Origin of the sequence: Methylobacterium sp. J-043 (assembly GCF_022829505.1) — a bacterium.
GTDB lineage: Bacteria > Pseudomonadota > Alphaproteobacteria > Rhizobiales > Beijerinckiaceae > Methylobacterium > Methylobacterium extorquens_A.
The window spans coordinates 532690-549301 of sequence record NZ_JAKSYB010000063.1 but is presented as its reverse complement, the minus strand read 5'-3'; the positions used below and the strand labels follow the sequence as shown (position 1 = coordinate 549301).

Genomic DNA, 16612 nt, shown 5'->3' with positions numbered 1-16612 from the left:
GAGCATCATCCCGAAAGGTGGTTGCCGGCTTTCGGAAAAAGATGATGCAATAACAAGAGCCTAGAGCATCGTCCTGGATCCGGTTCCAGGACGATGCGAAGGCGAGCGAGGTGGATGCCGGTCATGACGTGTGAGGAAAGCGCCGAAAGCGCGGCAGGTGCGGAGGCCGCCGTCCCGCTGGTGCGGAGCCTGCGCCTCACGCTCGATGCGCCTCGGACCGGCGTGACGCAGGCCGTTCTGGCGCTCGCGAGCGCGCCGCTCGATTGGCTCGACGCTCATCGCGGCGGCTTCCTTCACCCGGACGAAGCCGCGCTGCTCACCGACCGGCTCCATGCCCGCCGCCGCCACGGCCTCTTGATCGGGCGCTACGCGGCGAAATGCGCCCTCGCCGCGCTCAAGCCCGATCTCGACCCCCGGGATCTGGCGATCCGGCCCGGCGTGCTGGAGCAGCCGGTTCTGTCCGGCGGCGGGGTCGAGAACCTCGGCATCAGCCTGTCCCATGCCGGCCCGGTCGCCGTGGCGGTGGTGTTTCCCGAGGCCTGCCCGATGGGGATCGATCTGGAGCGGATTCAGCCGGTCAACGTCGCGCTGCTGACGCGGCAGACCACGGCGGTCGAGCGCCGCCACCTCGCCGCCCGGCTCGACGCGCCGGAGGCCGAGCGGCTGACCCGGCTGTGGTGCCTGAAGGAGGCGCTGTCCAAGGCGCTGCGCTGCGGCCTCACCGTGCCGCTCGAACTCCTCGCCGTCGGCAGCGTCGTGGCGGAGCCGCCGGGGCTCGGCGTCACCTTCGCCAATTTCGCGCAGTACCGGGGCCTGAGTCTCGGGGCGGGGGATCTCGCCGCCGCCCTCGTTCTGCCGCGCCCTCCGGCGGTGGCGCTTGCGGTCGAAGCGGCGGCCTGGGAGGATCTGCGGGCGGGTTTGGCTGACGCCGCGACGCGGTGGCGGGCCGAAGAGCGCGCGGCCGAGGCTGAGGACGCCGCAAAGCCCCCGCGCGGCGATCGCGAAAGGACCGGAGACCGATGACATCTTGGCGCCCACCGCAAGCGATCCGCGTCAAGGTGATCGGTCTGGCGTGGCGAGGGGACGCGCTGCTGGCGGTCGAAGTCCTCGACGATCACGGCCGGATCAAGGGCCTGCGTCCGCCCGGTGGCAGTGTCGCCTTCGGCGAGACCCGCGAACAGGCCCTGGATCGGGAATTTCGGGAGGAGCTGGGCTGCGGCGTGGCGATCACGAGCCCTTGGACGGTGTTCGAGAACATCTACCGCCACGAAGGTGCGCTCGGCCACGAGATCGTGTTTTCCGCCGACATCCGCCTTCACGATGCAGCCCTCTACGACCGCGACGTGATCCGCTTCAGCGAGGATGACGGCACGGCCTGCACCGCGCGCTGGTGCCGGCCGGATGCCCTTCCGGACGGCGCCGCCCTCTTCCCCGACGGCCTTGCAGCCGCGCTGGAGCACCGTCGCGAACGGTGAGGACCGGTGTTCGGGACGATGCTCCGGCCTTTCTGTGATGCTTACCCTCGCCCGCCCGTCAGGTTGTGGCTGAGGAAGAAGTCGAGCATCGCGCGGGAGGCGTCCGGCCCGTTCGGGTCGGTGTAGCTGCCTGCCGAACTGCCGCCGCACCACGCATGGCCCGCGCCCTGCACCGACCATGCCTCGACCTGGACCCGGCCGGCCTCGTCGGCGTAGCGGGTGCGGGTGTAGCTGTGACGGCCGTTGCTGCCGCCCTCCTGCCGCGGCGTCAGGGCGTCGATGCCGGCCTGCGCCAGCACCGCGTCGGCGTTGCGCGGATGGACGGTGCCGTCACCCTCGCCGTGGAAGACGATGGTCGGCACCCGCAGGTTCTGCGTCACCGCGCCGGCGCCGAAGCCGGCCGCACCGCCGGGCTCGGCCGCACCGGGCGCGCCGACGCGCATCGCCGAGAGCGCCGAGGGCAGGTCGCGGGCGCAGCCCGCGGCAAGGCCCGAATGCACGCCGAGGCCCGCGAACAGGTCGGGATAGGCCCGGGCGATGTTGGCCGCCGCCGCCCCGCCCGCCGAGAGCCCGGCGATGTAGATGCGGGAGCGATCGATCGAATGCTCGGCGCAGACCGCGCGGACGAGGCCCGCAACGATGCCGGCCTCGCCCATCTCCCGGCCCTGATCGCCGGGCTCGAACCAGTTCCAGCACTTCTGCGCGTTGGCCCGGCTCGTCTGGCGGGGATAGGCGACGTAGACCCCCTCCTCCTCGGCGAGCGTGTTCATGCGCGTTCCCGCCGCGAAATCCTCCGGCGACTGGCTGCAGCCGTGCAGCATCACGAGCAGCGGACGGGGTCCGCTCCGCGGGCTCGGGATGAACAGCTTGTAGTCCCGCGCCCCGGCGGCATTGGAGAAGCTGCGCTCGACGAACTGGCCGCCCTCCGACGCGACCCCGGCGGGTTCGGTACCGTTGGGTCTGGGCGCCTCCTGGCCACCGCCCGTCAGCCCATTCAGCGACGGCACCAGCGAGCGCAGGCCCTGCATCACATGGTCGATGTTCTCGCGAAGCCGTTCGGGGATCAGCGTCGCGTGATCCGTAGGCTGAGCCGCACCCACCTCCGGATCGAGCCGGGTCGCCGGGGCTTCGAGCCGCGGCGTCCCGTTCGGGGCGGGCGACGCATCGGTCGGCCGCGCCCCCTCGGCGGAGAGGTTCGCACCGCCGAGGCTGCGCTGGATGAGGGCGGTCGCCTCACCGAGCCGTCCGGCCTGGGTCAGGCGGGTGGCCTCGGCGATATCCGTGAAGAAGGCGTTGTGACGTTCGGTCATGCGGGTCTCGCTTTCCGGGTCGGCGACGGGCGCGCGCGAGCGCAGCGGGTCACGAGGGGGATTTTCCGAGGGTCAGGGCAGGCGGTCGGCCAGCACCCGCTTCACGGCGGGGCTCGCCTGGAGGCTGCCGAGCACTTCGATCGATGCGATCGCGGCGCTGGCGAGGTCGGCGGGAACGTCGTCGGCGATGACGGCGAGGCCGAGGACGCGGATGTCGAGCCGGGTCCCCGCCGCCTGCGCCGCTTCCAGTTCGGCCCGGCCGTAGCGGCGCAGGCCGACTTCGATCGGTTTGCGGGCCACCGATTGGCGGGTGATGTCGGCGTGCCGCTCGATCTGGTTGCGGACCGCCGTGCGGATGAAGTCGCTGCGGTTGGCGTAGACGCCCTCCGACACGAGGAGATCGACATGCCCGAGATCGACGAAGCCGAGATTGACCGTGATCTTCTCATGGTCGCCGGGTTTGGGCCCGAGTCTCACGGCGATCGGGGCATCCGGCCGCCGCTCCTGAATCACGTCCATCATCGCGCGACATCCCTGCGCCAGCCACCAGGATGGTATGGAAAGGCTTATGCTGCACCGCAAGATGAAGTTTTTTGCATTGCAGCAAGATGGGATGAGGAGATGGGAGAGGCGCCACTTGCGCCTCGCCGGTCGAAGGACGGGCCACTCGACACCAAAGACTGCGCGCCGAGAAAGACTTAACGGATCGTTGCCGGTGCGGTCACCGCTGCGGGCAACGGCTCACGGCTCCATGTATTCCCGCCAGACGGCGTTTGTTCCGAGGCTCTCGACAAAGCTGTCATGCCTCAGGCGCTCACCCTCGGTGAGCCGGCTGCGGATCGGCCGCGGCCCGACCGGACCCGAATCGGTCAGGGCACCGAGCGCCACGGTCTCCGCCGGTTCGGCGATGCTGAGACCTAGGGTGGTCTGCTTGCCGCCGAGCAACTCGACATAGACCTCGGCCAGGATCTGCGCGTCGAGCAGCGCGCCGTGCTTGACCCGGCGGGTGGTGTCCACCCCGTAGCGGTTGCACAGGGCATCGAGGTTGTTGGCCGCGCCCGGATGCTTGCGGCGGGCGAGCAGCAGGGTATCGACCACGTCCTCCAGCACAATCGGCTTCGGCGCGGCGGGCCCGAGCCGGGCGAACTCCATATTGAGGAAGCCGACGTCGAAGGGCGCGTTGTGGATCACCAGCCGCGAATCGCGGCAGAAGGCGACGAAGGCGTCGACCACCTCGGCGAAGACCGGCTTGTCGGCCAGCATCGCATCCGAGATGCCGTGGACCCCGAACGCCCCCTCGGACACCGCGCGCTGCGGGTTGATGAGCCGGTGGAAGGTCTCGCCGGTCTGGACGTGGTTGATGAGTTCGACGCAGCCGATCTCGATCAGCCGGTCGCCGTTTCGAGCCTCCGTGCCGGTGGTCTCGGTATCGAGGACGATCTCGCGCAGCATTTTTTCCGATCCGATGCAGGAACACAGCCTGCGCGCGGCTGGCGAAGGATGCGTTAACCGACAGCGTCCCTCAGCGGGTTCGGTTGGCCAGTTCCTCGACGATCCGCTTCACCTCGCCTTCGGCGTGTTCGAACCCGCGGCTCGTGTCGATCACGTAGTCCGCTCGCGCCCGCTTCTCGGCATCCGGCATCTGCTTGGCACGGATCGCGTCGAACGCATCCTCGGTCATGCCGGGGCGGGCGAGCACGCGGGCGCGCTGCACCTCCGGCGGAGCGGTGACGACGAGGACGGCGTCGCAGCGGGCGTCGGCCCCGGTCTCGAACAGGAGCGGGATGTCGAGGACGACGAGCGGCGCCCCCGCGTTGCGGGCGAGGAAGGCGCGGCTCTCGTCGCGAACCAGCGGATGCACGATCGCCTCCAGCCGGGCGAGTTTTTCGGCATTGCCGAGCACCGCCGTGCGCAGGGCCGGGCGATCGACGCCGCCCTCCGGCGTCAAGGCGCCGGGAAAGGCGTCCCTGATCGCCTGCGCCGCGGCGCCGCCCGGCCCGTAGAGGGCGTGGACCGCCGCGTCCGAATCATGGACCGGGACGCCGCGGGCGGAAAACATCGCGGCGGTGGCCGACTTTCCCATGCCGATCGAGCCGGTGAGCCCGAGCACCACGGGAGGGCGGGGTTGTTCGGAAGCGCTCATTTCGCGACGAGATCCGCGACGATTTTTTGGCGCAGGGCCGGCGTCACCTCGGGGCGCAGGCCGAACCAGGCGGCAAAGCACGGCACCGCCTGGTGCAGCAGCATGCCGAGCCCATCCACTGCCGCAAGCCCCCGCGCCCGCGCCGCGGCGAGGAGCGGCGTCTCCAGCGGCACGTAGACGATGTCGGCCACCGCTGCGTGGTCCGGGAGCGGGGCGAGGTCGAGAGCGAGCGGCGGGTGCCCGGCCATGCCGAGCGAGGTGGTGTTGACGAGAAGCCCGGTGTCGGAAAGTGCATCCGGCACGGCCTCCCAGGCCAGCGCCTCAACGTGTTCGGGGTCGAGTTCGGCCAGCACCCGCGCCCGCTCGGGGCTGCGGTTGGCGACGTGGACCGAGAGCCCCCGCTCCACCAGCCCGACGACGATGGCCCGCGCCGCGCCGCCCGCGCCGAGCACCAGGGCGGACCTGCCGGTCCGCTCGGGCCAGCCCTGCCCGAGGCTGTGGTCGAGATGGGCGATGAAGCCCGGCGCGTCGGTATTGTCGCCGCGCACGCAGCCGTCCTCGACGATCAGCGTGTTCACGGCGCCGATCTTTTGCGCCCGCTCCGTCAGGGAATCGGCCAGCCGAAAGGCCGCCTCCTTGTGCGGGATGGTGACGTTGCCGCCGGCAAAGCCCGAGGCGGGAAGCCCGCGGACGAAGGCCTCGAACGCGTCAGGCGCCACATCGATGCGCTCGTAGCTGCCATCCAACCCGTGCTCGGCGAGCCAGTGCCCGTGGATCAGCGGCGAGCGGGAATGGCGGATCGGATGGCCGACGACGAAGGCCCTGGCTGTCATGGAATCCTGCTTGCGAAGGTCGAGAGACATCACGCGACGCACGCCGCCGGCAGCGTGCAGGCGGTCTGCCCCTCGATCTCGATCTGGAGGGTGGCGTGATGGATGCCGAAGCGCGCCCGCAGCTCGTCCGCCGTCTCCTTGAGGAAGAGCCGGCCGGGCGCCTCGTCGGCGACCACGAGATGGGCGGTGAGGGCGACTTCGGTGGTGCTCATCGGCCAGATGTGGAGATCGTGCAGCCCGCGCACGCCGGGGCGGGCCGCGAGAGTGGCGCGAACCGCCTCCGGATCGATGCCGGGCGGCACCGCGGCAAGCGACATCGCCACGCTGTCGCGCAGGAGCCCCCAGGTCGCGACGATGATGAGCGCGGCGATGGCGAGGCTCACCAGCGGGTCGATCCAGTCGAAACCGGTGGCGAGGATGACGAGGCCCGCCAGCACCACGCCGGCCGAGACCGCCGCGTCGGCAACCATGTGCAGGTAGGCGCCGCGGATGTTGATGTCGTCCTTGGAACCCGAGGCGAACAGCCACGCAGTAAAGCCGTTGATGAGGATGCCGATGCCGGCCACCACCATCACCGTGGTGCCGGCGACCGGGGCCGGCTCGAGGAAGCGCTGCACCGCCTCGACGATGATGCCGCCGGTAGCGACCAGAAGCACCACCGCGTTGAACAAAGCGGCCAGGATCGAGGAGCCGCGCAGGCCGTAGGTGAAGCGCGCCGACGGCGCCCGCTTCACCAGCACCGCGGCGATCCAGGCGGCGACGAGGCCGAGCACGTCGGAGAGGTTGTGTCCGGCATCGGCCACCAGCGCCATGGAGTTCGAGAGCCAGCCATAGGCCGCCTCGACGCCGACGAAGCCGAGATTCAGCGCGATGCCGATGGCGAAGGCCGGTCCGAAATTCTTCGGGGCGTGGACGTGACCATGGCCCCCATGACCGTGGGCATGACTGTGCCCGTGCCCGGCATGATCGTGGCCGTGATCCGGATGGGCGTGGTCGTGTCGATGACTCTGCCGATGATCCTGCCCGTGGTCGTCCATCGTCCCTCGCCGTGTCAGAACGCCAGCAGGCCCAGGCCCCGCAGCCGCGCGAGAAGGGGCGTGAGCGGCAGGCCGAGGATCGTCGAATGGTCGCCCTCGACCTGCTCGAACAGGTGGATGCCGAGGCCTTCGAGTTGGTAGGCGCCGACCGAGGTCGTGACCGCTACTCCCGCGAGCCGCAGATAGGCGTCGATGGCCCCCGCATCGAGGGGACGCAGAGTCAGCCGCGCGGTTTCGACGAAATCCTCGGCGTGGCCGCCGCGTACGATTGCGACCGCCGAATGAAGCTGGTGGGTCCGGCCCTGGAGCCGGGCAAGATGGGCGTGCGCCGCCGCGAGGTCGGCGGGCTTGTGGAAGATCCGGCCCTCGCATTCGAGCACTTGGTCGGCGCCGATCACGACGCGGCCGGGATGGCGGGCCGCCACCTCCTCCGCCTTGGCCCGAGCCAACCGCCGCGCCAGTTCGATCGGAGCCAGGGCACCGCCCTCGGCCTCCAACGCGCGCTCGTCGATCCGCGCGGGTGCCGTCTCCACCGGCAGGCCGGCGCCCGTCAGGAGATTGCGCCGGGTGGCGCTCGCCGAGGCGAGAAGGAGGGGCGCGGGGGCGAGCCAGAGGGCAGAAGCGTTCACGTCGAAAATGATTCCGTCAGCGCAGGCCGCGCCAGTCGAGCCAGTCGAACAGAAAGTCGATATCCTCGGGCGCCACGGAGAAGAACCCCTCCTCCGAGCGCTCGGAGCCGATCACGTAGCCGCTGGCATGGCCCAGCGTATGGTCGATCGAGCTTTGCAGGAAGCCGAGTTCGAGCCCGTTGTCGCGGAGCGCCACCACGGTGGTGCCGGGGGGGGCGAACAGCGAACCGTGCAGCCCCGAACCGTACTCGCCGATGATCGTACCGGCCGAGCGGAACAGGGCGATCTGTTCGGGCACGCTCAGCCGCTCGGGCCGGACGGGGGTGAAGCCGCGGGCGACCGCCGTCTCCTCGAACGCCGCCCGCTCCGCCAGGGTGCGCCGGTTGCGCGTGTCGGCGTTATCCGAGCGGGAGATCAGGAGTTTTTTGCTCCCCGGTTTCTCGCGGCGGCGGCCGGGCGGCCAAGGGAGCCGCCAGCGAGCGCCGGGCGCGGCGCGCTCGAGGAGGAAGCGGCGGGCCTGCCGTATCAGCGGCGAGGCGCGGCTGATGAAGCGGAGCGCCGTCGGCACGAGGAGGGAGCGGCAGACGACGAGATCGCCGGTGCGGTCGTAGACGACGAGGCGGTCCTTCCCGATGCCGAGGAGGCCGAGCCAATCTCGCGCGAAACGCGGCGTGTCGGCGGGCAGGAGGTAGCGCAGCCGCGTGATGTCGTGACCGGCCCGGTCGAGCAGGAACAGCTTCGGCAGGAAATCGACCAGCCAGTGGCCGTACATCTGGTGGCCCATGCCGGTCAGCAGCACGACCGGCTCCTCGACGGTGACCCGCCGCAGGCTCGGAAGCCGCGCGGCGATGGCGCGGAAATGCCCCTCGAAGTTGACGGAGAAGATGTTGAGCTGGGCGGCGTACTGGAACACGCCGTCGAGGAGCACGACGCCCTCCTCCGTCACTTCCGCCCCCGGCAACTCGTAGAGGCTCGTTCCGAGCACGGTGGTCTGCTCGTGATAGACGCGCAGCAGCTTGGGCGTCACCGCGCCGACCAGCAGTTCGGGCGGGGGCGCCCAGTCCCGGTAGGACAGGCTGAGATCGGTGCAGCGCCCGCGCCCGGCCCCAACGGTCTCGCGCAGATCGGCCGCGGGAGGGCCCGCGTCTTCCATCTCCCCGCCTTCAGGTCGCGATGAACTTGAGGCGGTGCTCGCGGTAGAGGTCGAGGATCGCGGCGGCCGTCTCCTCGATCGAGCGGCGGGTCACGTCGATGGTCGGCCAGCGGTACTTGGCGCAGAGCCGGCGCGAGGCGGCGATCTCGTCGGAGACCGATTGCCGATCGACGTAGGAGGAATTGTCGTCGGCCTTGAGACTCAGCAGGCGGTTCTGGCGGATCTGCACGATCCGCTCGGGGCTGGCGATCAGCCCGACGATCAGCGCCTTCTTGACCCGCTCGAAGCTCGGCGGCAGCGGCATCGAGGGGACCAGCGGCAGGTTCGCGGTCTTGAGCCCGCGGTTGGCGAGATAGATCGAGGTCGGCGTCTTCGAGGTGCGGCTGACGCCGACCAGCACCACGTCGGCCTCGTCGAGGTCGGCCGGCAGGTTGCCGTCGTCGTGGGCGAGCGTGAAGTTCATGGCGTCGATGCGCTTGAAGTACTCGGCGTTCAGCATGTGCTGGGCGCCCGGCCGCTCGGTCGAGGTCGCGCCGAGATAGGAGCGCAGCAGCGCGTGCACCGGCTGGAGCACGTTGAGCGTCGGCGAGCCGGTCTCGCGGCAGGCCTCCTCCAGGCGCTCGATCAGTTCGTGACCGACCAGCGTATAGAGCACGAGGCCCGGCGCCGCCTTGATCTCGGAGATCACCCGTTCGAGCTGCGCGCCCGAGCGCACCAGCGGGTAGACGTGCTCGATCGCCGAGATGCCCTCGTACTGCACCGCCGCCGCGCGCCCGACATTGATCAGGGTCTCGCCGGTGGAATCCGAGACGAGATGAAGGTGGAAGTAGCTGCGGCTCATCGTCGGCCCGTCTCTGCCGTGACGCTCGGTCCGGGGCGACATACCCGCCCCGAGGGGATGCTTAGAGCATTTTCTCGGGCAAGCGCGATGCCGAATTGCCGTCGTCCGTGGGGGACACCGGCTGCCGTGCGGCCGGACGGTCCGTCATCGCAGCGGCCGGAGCGCGTCGCCAACCCTCGCGGATGACGCCGGGGCCTGGCCCGCACTGGCATGGAACGACGGAGCCGAACCGTTCCGGCAGGGCGGCGCAGTGGCCGGTACCGCCACCAATCCGTTGTTATTCGATTGTTCTGTCAGTGATTTAGCGTCCCACTACCGCCACGCTGTCCCCAGAGCGCGTCCGGGGAGTCGATAAGTGGGGAAAACCAGGCCCATTTGGAGCGCGACGGCGGGTTGCCCCAAGATCCATCGACTCCGCCCTCAACACCCCGACCCTGCGCACACGGTGGAGTCGCCCGGATGGGAGAATCCGGGACCGAGGCGGCGGTCAGGGCATACGGGCCCACGCAAGCCACTGCTGAGCTTGGCCTATCGTGGACATTAGATCCAATCCGTTAAGAGGCGATTAACGCCGTGGCCGTGGGGAGGGCCTGTGGACGCGCTTGCGGCATCACGATCCAACGTCCAAGAGAAAAAACAGAGATTCTAGAATCTCTCTTTCTTTGAGTAGGGCCGGGGTGGGGATGGCGCGGTCGCGATCCCTCCGGTCTCCCTCGAATGGCAATCAGGCAGGATGCGGACTTCAGGCATGGCGGAGGCAAAGACGGCGGATAGACCGGTGCTGCGGGTGCTGTCGGGAGAGGCTATCTCCCCGCCCCCGGCCTGGATGATGCGCCAAGCCGGCCGCTACCTGCCGGAATACCGGGCGACCCGGGCCGAGGCCGGCTCCTTCCTCGATCTCTGCTACAACCCGGCCTTCGCCACCGAGGTGACACTCCAGCCGATCCGCCGCTTCGGCTTCGAGGCGTCGATCCTGTTCTCCGACATCCTCGTCATCCCCCACGCCCTCGGCCAGGACGTGCGCTTCGTCGAGGGCGAGGGCCCGCGCCTCGATGCGCTGGAAGGCCGCGCCCAGTTCGACCGCCTGCGCGAGGCGGGCGACCCGGCGATCTTTTCGCACCTCTCACCGGTCTTCGAGGCGGTCGAGCGCATCCGCGGGGCGCTTCCCCACGAGACCACGCTGCTGGGCTTCTGCGGCGCGCCCTGGACCGTGGCGAGCTACATGATCGGTGGCCGCGGAACGGTGGACCTCGCCCCGGCCCGGTCGCTGGCGGCGGCCGACCCCGCGCTGCTCGACGCGCTGCTCGACCGGCTCGTCGCCGTGCAGACCGAATATCTCGTGCGCCAGCTCCGGGCCGGCGCCGACGCGGTGCAGATCTTCGAGTCGCATGCCGGCGTGCTGCCGGAGTCGAGCGACGGCGATGCCCTCAAGCGCTTCTCGCTCGGGCCGATCACGCGGATGGTCCAGGGCGTCCGGGCGCAGGTGCCGGATGCGAAGATCATCGTGTTCGCCAAGGGATCGGGGCTGGAGGGCCATGCCCGTGTCGTGCCCGAGACCGGCGCGAGTGCCGTCGGCGTCGATTGGGGTGTCGATCTCGCGGCCCTGCGAGCCCGTGTGCCGGCCTCGACGGTCACCCAGGGCAACCTCCACCCCGAGACCCTGATCGAGGGCGGGCGGGCCCTGGACGCGGCCGTGGATGCCATCCTGGCGGCGACCGAGGGCCTGCCGCACATCTTCAACCTCGGCCACGGCATCACCCCGCAGACGCCGATCGCCCATGTCGAGCAGATGCTGGCCCGGCTCAGAGGCGGCCGGTGACGCGTATCCGCGTCGCGGCCTTGGCTCTGACGCGCTGGGACGAGACGGGCGAAGCGTTGCTGCTGGTGCGCAAGCGCGGCAGCCTCCGCTTCATGCTCCCAGGCGGCAAGTTCGAGGCGGATGAGACCGACGCCGCCTGTCTTGCCCGCGAACTCCGGGAGGAACTCGCTCTCGCCTTCGACCCCCGCACGGCTGTGCGGCTGGGTCGGTTCGAGGCGCAAGCCGCCAACGAGCCCGGCCACATCGTCGAGGCGACCGTCTATCGGCAGGTCGCAACACCCGGCCTGAACCCTGTCTGCGGTGCCGAGATCGAAGAGATCCGCTGGCTCTCGCTCACCGGCGGAACGGACGAGGCCGCTTGGCCGCTCGCGCCGCTTCTGACCGGCCAATTCCTGGCGCGCCTGCGCGCCGCATCCCCCACACGGAGTGCCTCACCCGGTGCTTGAGACCCTGTACCCCTGGATCAAGGCCTTCCACGTCATCGCGGTGATCGCCTGGATGGCGGCGATGCTCTACCTGCCGCGCCTGTTCGTCTATCACGCCGCCCTGCCGGCCGGGTCGCGGGTGCAGTCCGAGACCTTCAAGGTCATGGAGCGGCGCCTGCTCAAGGCGATCATGACGCCGGCCCTGATCGTCACTTGGATCCTCGGCCTCTGGCTCGCGTGGCAGAGCGGCTACTACGCCTCGCCCTGGCTGCAGGCGAAGTTCGCCTTGGTGCTGGCGATGAGCGGCGTGCACGGCTTCCTCTCCCGCACGGTCAAGGACTTCGCCGCCGACCGCAACACCCGCAGCCAGCGCTTCTACCGGGTCATCAACGAGGTGCCGACGCTCCTGATGATCGGCATCGTCATCCTAGCGATCGTGAAGCCCTGGGGCTGATTCTTTTGCGACGGGTCCGGCACCGCCGGGCCGGCTCGTGTGTTGGATGGGCAAGCGTGGCCGTTCGCCGCGATGGAGTTTGTCCGATGCGGACCCTGTTTCTTGCCCTCGCCGTGAGCCTCGCCGCGGCCTCGCCCGCGGCGGCGGCGAGTTTTCCCTGCGCCAAAGCGGAGACGCCGGACGAGAAGACGATCTGCGACACCCGCAGCCTCAACGACCTCGATGTCGAGATGGCGGTGCGCTTCGACATCCTCAAAGACCTGCTGCCGATGGGCAACCGCACCAAGATGCAGGACGATCAGGAGGCCTGGCTCAAGGATCGCCGCGCCTGCGGCACCGAGGTCGCCTGCCTGACGGCCGCCTACGAGGGCCGGCTCAAGGTGCTGCGGGGCGTGCTGTCGGAGTTCGCCAAGCAGGGCGGGCAGTAGGGGCACCAGCCGCCCTTCCCACCCATCCCCTCATCCTGAGGCTCCGCTTTGCTCGGTATCAGGTTGATCATTTGGGATGTGCGGATTCCCCCTCTCCCCGCACGCGGGGAGAGGGCTTCGTGCCCCCTTGTCGGGGCATGAAGCAAGGCGGCAGCCGAGGGTGAGGGGGCGCTTCAGGATGAGCCTCTCCCCGCGTGCGGGGAGAGGGGGAACCCTTGGCGTCCTAAGTCATCAAAAAAACGCGGCTCACAGCCGCGCCAGCAGCCGCTCCGCCAGCGGGTTCTCCGCCGCGAAGGCGTAGTCGATCCGCCGCACGGTGACGGACCGCGCTCCGGCCTGCACCAGGGCGTCGGAGAGGTCGAACACCGCGTCCACCGGGCAGCGCATCACGATCTCGCCGTCCGCGCCGCGCGGGGCGCCGTAGGGCAACTCGGCCTCGTGCAGGCCGGCGATGGTGGCGAGATCGATCGCGCCCGTCTCAGGAAGCGCGGCGCGCACCTCGCGGCTGGTGCGGGCGCGCTCCTCCGCCGCGATCCGGCCGAGCACGGTGCGAAGGCTAGCCCGCGCCGTCTCGCCCCAGGGGGCTTTCAGCGAGGCGACGAGGTTGGCCTCCGAGCGCAGCATGACTCCGTCGTCGAGGATCTTCAGCGCGTTGGCCGCGAGCGTTGTGCCGGTGGTGGTGATGTCGACGATGATCTCCGCCGAGCCCGCCGCCGGGGCGCCCTCGGTGGCCCCCAGGCTCTCGACGATGCGGTAATCGGCGATGCCGGCCTCGGCGAAGAAGCGACGGGTCAGGTTCACGTATTTCGTGGCGATGCGCATCCGCCGGCCCTGGCGCAGGCGCATCTCGCTGGCCACCTCGTCGAGGTCGCTCATGGCGCGCACGTCGATCCAGGCCTGCGGCACCGCGACCACCACGCTGGCATGGCCGAAGCCGAGCGGGGTCAGCAATTCGACGCTGCCGGCGGGGTCGGGCAGCATCTCGCGGATCAGATCCTCGCCGGTCACGCCGAGATGGGCGGCACCGCTGGCGAGCTGGCCGGCGATCTCCGAGGCCGAGAGATAGCGCACCTCGACGCCGGGAAGGCCGGCGAGCGTGCCGCGATACTCGCGCGCGCCCGCCTTCTGCACGAGCTTCAAGCCCGCGCGGGAGAAGAAGGCGCTGGCATTCTCCTGAAGCCGGCCCTTCGAGGGGACGGCGAGAACGAGTGGACCATCGGTCACGCGACAACTCCTTCAGCGCTTCCGTCGGTGCAGCGCGACAGCCAGAACGCGCAGCCCACCGCCGGCAGCGGCACCGGGCTGCCGAGTTGCTGCAGGAGCCCGTCGTAGCGCCCGCCGCCGACCAGGGTCGGGCCACCCTGAGGGCCCGTCACCTCGAAGATGAAGCCGGTGTAATAGTCGAGGTTGCGCGCGAACCCGCCGTTGAACCGGAAGCGCTCGACCGGCAGACCCCGCGCCGCCATGAAGCCGGTGCGCTCCTCGAACAGGGCAAGCGCCGCCTCCAGCCCTTCGTGGGTCAGGCCCGCCTCGCGCGCCAGCGCCCGCACCGCGGCCACCGCCGCATCGGGATCGCCGGAGATGGTGCAGTAGCGCTCGATCAGCTCGCGGTTCGCCGTGTTGAGGCCGGCGCCCCCATGCGCCTGCGCCGAAGCCTTGGCGAGGAAGCGCTCGGCGATGGCCCCGGCGCTGCGTCCGCCCACCTGCGAGATGCCGGCGATCGACAGCACGTCCTCGACGAAGGCGCGCACGGCGCCCGCGTCCTGGCCCTGGATCGCGGCGAGCAGGCCGGCATGGCGGTCCTCGGCCTGGACGCTGTTGGCGACCTCGTCGAGGGAGCGCCCGGCGGCGATGGCCCGCAGGGTCCGGCGCTTGGCCACCGGCGGCACGTGAAGCGCGTCGAGGAAGGCGTGGGTGAGGCCCATATCGCCGAGCCGCACCGTGACGTCGGCGCGCCCGAGCAGGGCGAGCCCCTCGAGGGCGAGCCCCAGCACCTCGGCATCCGCCGCCGGGGTGTCGGTGCGGCCGATCGACTCGATGCCGCCCTGGACGAATTCGTCGGGCTCGCCCGCCACGAGGCGGAAGACCGGGCCGAGATAACTGTAATCGGCGCTCTCGCCCAGCTGCGTCGCCTGATGCAGGCGGCAGACGGGAATCGTGAATTCCGGCCGCAGGCACAGTTCGGCCCCGGTCGCGTCCTGCGTCACGAAGATGCGCCGCCGGATGTCCTCGCCCGACAATTCGAGGAACGGCTCCACCGGCTGCAGCACGGGGGGCGACGCGGGCACGTATCCGCAGGCGGAAAAATGCGCCGACAGCCGCACATGGCGCACCGCCTCCGCGCCGCTCGGGCCGCCTGCCTCCGGTCTCGTCATCGTCTCGGATCCAGCTTGATTTTGGCCCCCATAGCAATCGCGCTCCCGATTGGCGACCGGGCCGGGGTATTTCCGCGCGGATCGGACTGCGTAAGAGTCATCGAATTGGCAGGGAGGGGGTCCGGCTTTCCGCTGACCTCCTCGATCATCAGACCAGCCGCTCGATCACCGCGTCGGGTTTCACCTCCTGGCGCGACAGCCACTCGGCGATGTCGCCGAGGCTGTGGTGCTCGGCCGTGACGCCGAGTTCCTCCGCGTGGATGCCGCGTGCCACCAGAATCGAGGGGATGCCGTAGCCGGCAGCCCCGGCGATGTCGGTGCGGATCGCGTCGCCCACCGCCACGGTGCGGCGCACGTCCGGCGGAGGCAGGCCGTCGAGTTCGCCCGCCATGGCCAAAGCCGTCTCGTAGACCGGCCGGTAGGGCTTGCCCGCATAGACGACCGCGCCGCCGATCGCCTCGTAGGCCTGGGCGATCAGGCCGGCGCAGGGGATCAGCTTCTTGTCGCGCTCGACCACGAGATCGGGGTTGGCGCAGATCATCGGCACGTTGCGCTGGCGGAATTCGGCCAGGGCCTCGCGGTAATCCTCCGCCGTCTCGGTGTAGTCATCGAACAGGCCGGTGCAGACGATGCGCTGCGCCTCCTCTGCCGGCACGAGGGTGAGGTCGAGCCCATCGAAGACCGGGGCGTCGCGCTCCGGCCCCAAGTGATACACCCGCTCGCCCGGATGCTCGGCGATCAGCCGCCGGGTCAGGTCGCCGGAGGTGAGGATCGCGTCGTAGGCCTCCCGCGGCACGCCGTAGCCGTCGAGGATTTTTTGGACGCCTTGCCAGGGACGGGGCGCATTCGAGACGAGAATCACGCGACGCGGCCGGGGTCCGGAGAGCCCCCGGAAGCGGATCAACGCCTCGCCGGCGGCGGTGTGGCCGCGCGTGCCGTCATGCAGGACGCCCCAGACGTCGCACAGGATCAGGTCGTAGCGCTCGGCCACTTCCGCGAAGTGGCGCAGCGTCGGGACGGAAGGGTGAGTCATCGAAGGATCCGGTCGGGCGGTGTTGCGGGCTCTATACCCGTCTTCGCGTCTCACTGAAGACCGCCGGCCGGTCCCGGTCGCGCACAGCCCGTCCCGCCGGGCAGGAGGAATCGTAAAAAAAAATCACCCCAGGAACCGCCCCACCAGCAGCCGGGCGAGATCCCGCGGCGGGTCGGGGGTGAGCACGGCGAGCTTGCGCGAGGTCGAGAGCGAGGCGAGCCCGTGCAGGGCGGCCCAGAGGGCGGCCACCGCCCGGCGGCGCTCGTCGGTATCGGCGATCAGCGGCGCCAGCACCGTATCGACGAGCGCCACCGGCTCGGCCAGGGCTGCGGCGTACCAGTCCGGAAACGGCTGGTCGGGGGCGACGAGATGCTCGAACAGCAGGCTCCAAACCCGCGGGTCGGCGGCGACGAAGACGAGATAGGCGTCGGCCAGGGCCAGCGCGTTGCCCCGCGGTGCCCGATCCGGGTCGATCTCCGCGCTCAGCGCCGTGTGCAGCCGGGCGAGCGTGCGGGCATTGACCCGCAGGACCACCTGATCGAGGTCGCCCACCGCGTTGTAGATCGAGTTCGGCGCGTAGCCGATGGCCGCCGCCAGCCGCCGCATGCCGAGCGCACGGTAGCCCTCGTTGCGCACGAGGCTCTCCGCCGCGCCCGC

19 protein-coding genes are annotated in these 16612 nt (G+C 70.2%); 6 read left to right on the top strand and 13 right to left on the bottom strand.

Features of this window, described 5'->3' with window-relative positions:
* The first annotated feature begins 123 nt into the window (after positions 1-123).
* The gene (locus tag MKK50_RS20575; RefSeq protein WP_499024967.1) at positions 124-1023 is read left to right on the top strand and encodes a 4'-phosphopantetheinyl transferase family protein; all 900 of its coding nucleotides are present in this window, start codon (positions 124-126) and stop codon (positions 1021-1023) included.
* Positions 1020-1475 carry an NUDIX hydrolase gene (locus MKK50_RS20570; protein ID WP_499024965.1) on the top strand — a complete coding sequence of 152 codons (456 nt, stop codon included), beginning with the start codon at positions 1020-1022 and terminating at the stop codon, positions 1473-1475. Before MKK50_RS20575 ends, MKK50_RS20570 begins: the two co-directional genes overlap by 4 nt.
* A gap of 41 nt (positions 1476-1516) precedes the next feature.
* Here the strand turns inward: MKK50_RS20570 and MKK50_RS20565 are convergent, their stop codons facing one another.
* The 9 genes from MKK50_RS20565 to MKK50_RS20525 form a co-directional block, all read right to left on the bottom strand.
* Positions 1517-2785, bottom strand: a complete 1269-nt coding sequence (locus MKK50_RS20565) for an extracellular catalytic domain type 1 short-chain-length polyhydroxyalkanoate depolymerase (protein WP_499024963.1) — start codon at positions 2783-2785, stop codon at positions 1517-1519.
* A gap of 72 nt (positions 2786-2857) precedes the next feature.
* Positions 2858-3307 (bottom strand): CopG family transcriptional regulator, encoded by a 450-nt coding sequence (locus tag MKK50_RS20560; RefSeq protein ID WP_499024962.1) that lies wholly within the window; start codon positions 3305-3307, stop codon positions 2858-2860.
* Between the two features lie 219 nt (positions 3308-3526).
* Complete coding sequence (dnaQ, locus tag MKK50_RS20555) at positions 3527-4237, bottom strand: DNA polymerase III subunit epsilon (protein WP_499024960.1); 711 nt, start codon at positions 4235-4237, stop codon at positions 3527-3529.
* Between the two features lie 70 nt (positions 4238-4307).
* Complete coding sequence (gene coaE, locus MKK50_RS20550; RefSeq protein WP_499024959.1) at positions 4308-4928, bottom strand: dephospho-CoA kinase; 621 nt, start codon at positions 4926-4928, stop codon at positions 4308-4310.
* Positions 4925-5761 (bottom strand): shikimate dehydrogenase, encoded by an 837-nt coding sequence (locus MKK50_RS20545; RefSeq protein ID WP_499024957.1) that lies wholly within the window; start codon positions 5759-5761, stop codon positions 4925-4927. The genes coaE and MKK50_RS20545 overlap by 4 nt, the downstream gene beginning before the upstream one ends.
* 29 nt (positions 5762-5790) lie before the next feature.
* On the bottom strand, positions 5791-6798 hold the full coding sequence (locus MKK50_RS20540) for a cation diffusion facilitator family transporter (RefSeq protein ID WP_499024955.1): 1008 nt from the start codon (positions 6796-6798) through the stop codon (positions 5791-5793).
* Positions 6799-6812: 14 nt separating this feature from the next.
* Positions 6813-7427: a Maf family protein gene (locus MKK50_RS20535; protein ID WP_499024953.1), complete on the bottom strand. Its 615-nt coding sequence runs from the start codon at positions 7425-7427 to the stop codon at positions 6813-6815.
* 16 nt (positions 7428-7443) lie between these two features.
* Positions 7444-8580, bottom strand: coding sequence for a glycosyltransferase family 61 protein (locus MKK50_RS20530; protein WP_499024950.1), 1137 nt, complete (start codon positions 8578-8580; stop codon positions 7444-7446).
* Positions 8581-8590: 10 nt separating this feature from the next.
* Positions 8591-9421 (bottom strand): pyruvate, water dikinase regulatory protein, encoded by an 831-nt coding sequence (locus tag MKK50_RS20525; RefSeq protein ID WP_003597705.1) that lies wholly within the window; start codon positions 9419-9421, stop codon positions 8591-8593.
* Positions 9422-10169: 748 nt separating this feature from the next.
* Between MKK50_RS20525 and hemE the strand changes: the two genes are divergently transcribed.
* The 4 genes from hemE (at position 10170) to MKK50_RS20505 (ending at position 12547) form a co-directional block, all read left to right on the top strand.
* Positions 10170-11240: a uroporphyrinogen decarboxylase gene (gene hemE / locus MKK50_RS20520; protein WP_253373561.1), complete on the top strand. Its 1071-nt coding sequence runs from the start codon at positions 10170-10172 to the stop codon at positions 11238-11240.
* Positions 11237-11686 carry an NUDIX hydrolase gene (locus tag MKK50_RS20515; RefSeq protein WP_499024947.1) on the top strand — a complete coding sequence of 150 codons (450 nt, stop codon included), beginning with the start codon at positions 11237-11239 and terminating at the stop codon, positions 11684-11686. The genes hemE and MKK50_RS20515 overlap by 4 nt, the downstream gene beginning before the upstream one ends.
* Entirely contained in the window at positions 11679-12119 is a 441-nt protein-coding gene (gene hemJ, locus MKK50_RS20510; RefSeq protein WP_499024945.1) for a protoporphyrinogen oxidase HemJ, read from the top strand. The genes MKK50_RS20515 and hemJ overlap by 8 nt, the downstream gene beginning before the upstream one ends.
* An 86-nt stretch (positions 12120-12205) precedes the next feature.
* A complete protein-coding gene (locus tag MKK50_RS20505; protein ID WP_499024942.1) occupies positions 12206-12547 on the top strand; it encodes a lysozyme inhibitor LprI family protein in 342 nt (113 codons plus the stop codon).
* A 246-nt stretch (positions 12548-12793) separates the two neighbouring features.
* On the opposite strand, the gene hisG is transcribed toward MKK50_RS20505, so the two are convergent.
* From hisG to MKK50_RS20485, 4 genes are all read right to left on the bottom strand, one after another.
* Positions 12794-13771, bottom strand: coding sequence for an ATP phosphoribosyltransferase (gene hisG / locus MKK50_RS20500; protein WP_253373557.1), 978 nt, complete (start codon positions 13769-13771; stop codon positions 12794-12796).
* Positions 13768-14922, bottom strand: a complete 1155-nt coding sequence (locus tag MKK50_RS20495) for an ATP phosphoribosyltransferase regulatory subunit (RefSeq protein WP_499024940.1) — start codon at positions 14920-14922, stop codon at positions 13768-13770. The genes hisG and MKK50_RS20495 overlap by 4 nt, the downstream gene beginning before the upstream one ends.
* A gap of 148 nt (positions 14923-15070) precedes the next feature.
* A complete protein-coding gene (locus MKK50_RS20490) occupies positions 15071-15955 on the bottom strand; it encodes a TIGR01459 family HAD-type hydrolase (protein WP_499024937.1) in 885 nt (294 codons plus the stop codon).
* Between the two features lie 123 nt (positions 15956-16078).
* Positions 16079-16591, bottom strand: a complete 513-nt coding sequence (locus MKK50_RS20485) for a TetR/AcrR family transcriptional regulator (protein WP_499025137.1) — start codon at positions 16589-16591, stop codon at positions 16079-16081.
* Positions 16592-16612: the final 21 nt, after the last annotated feature.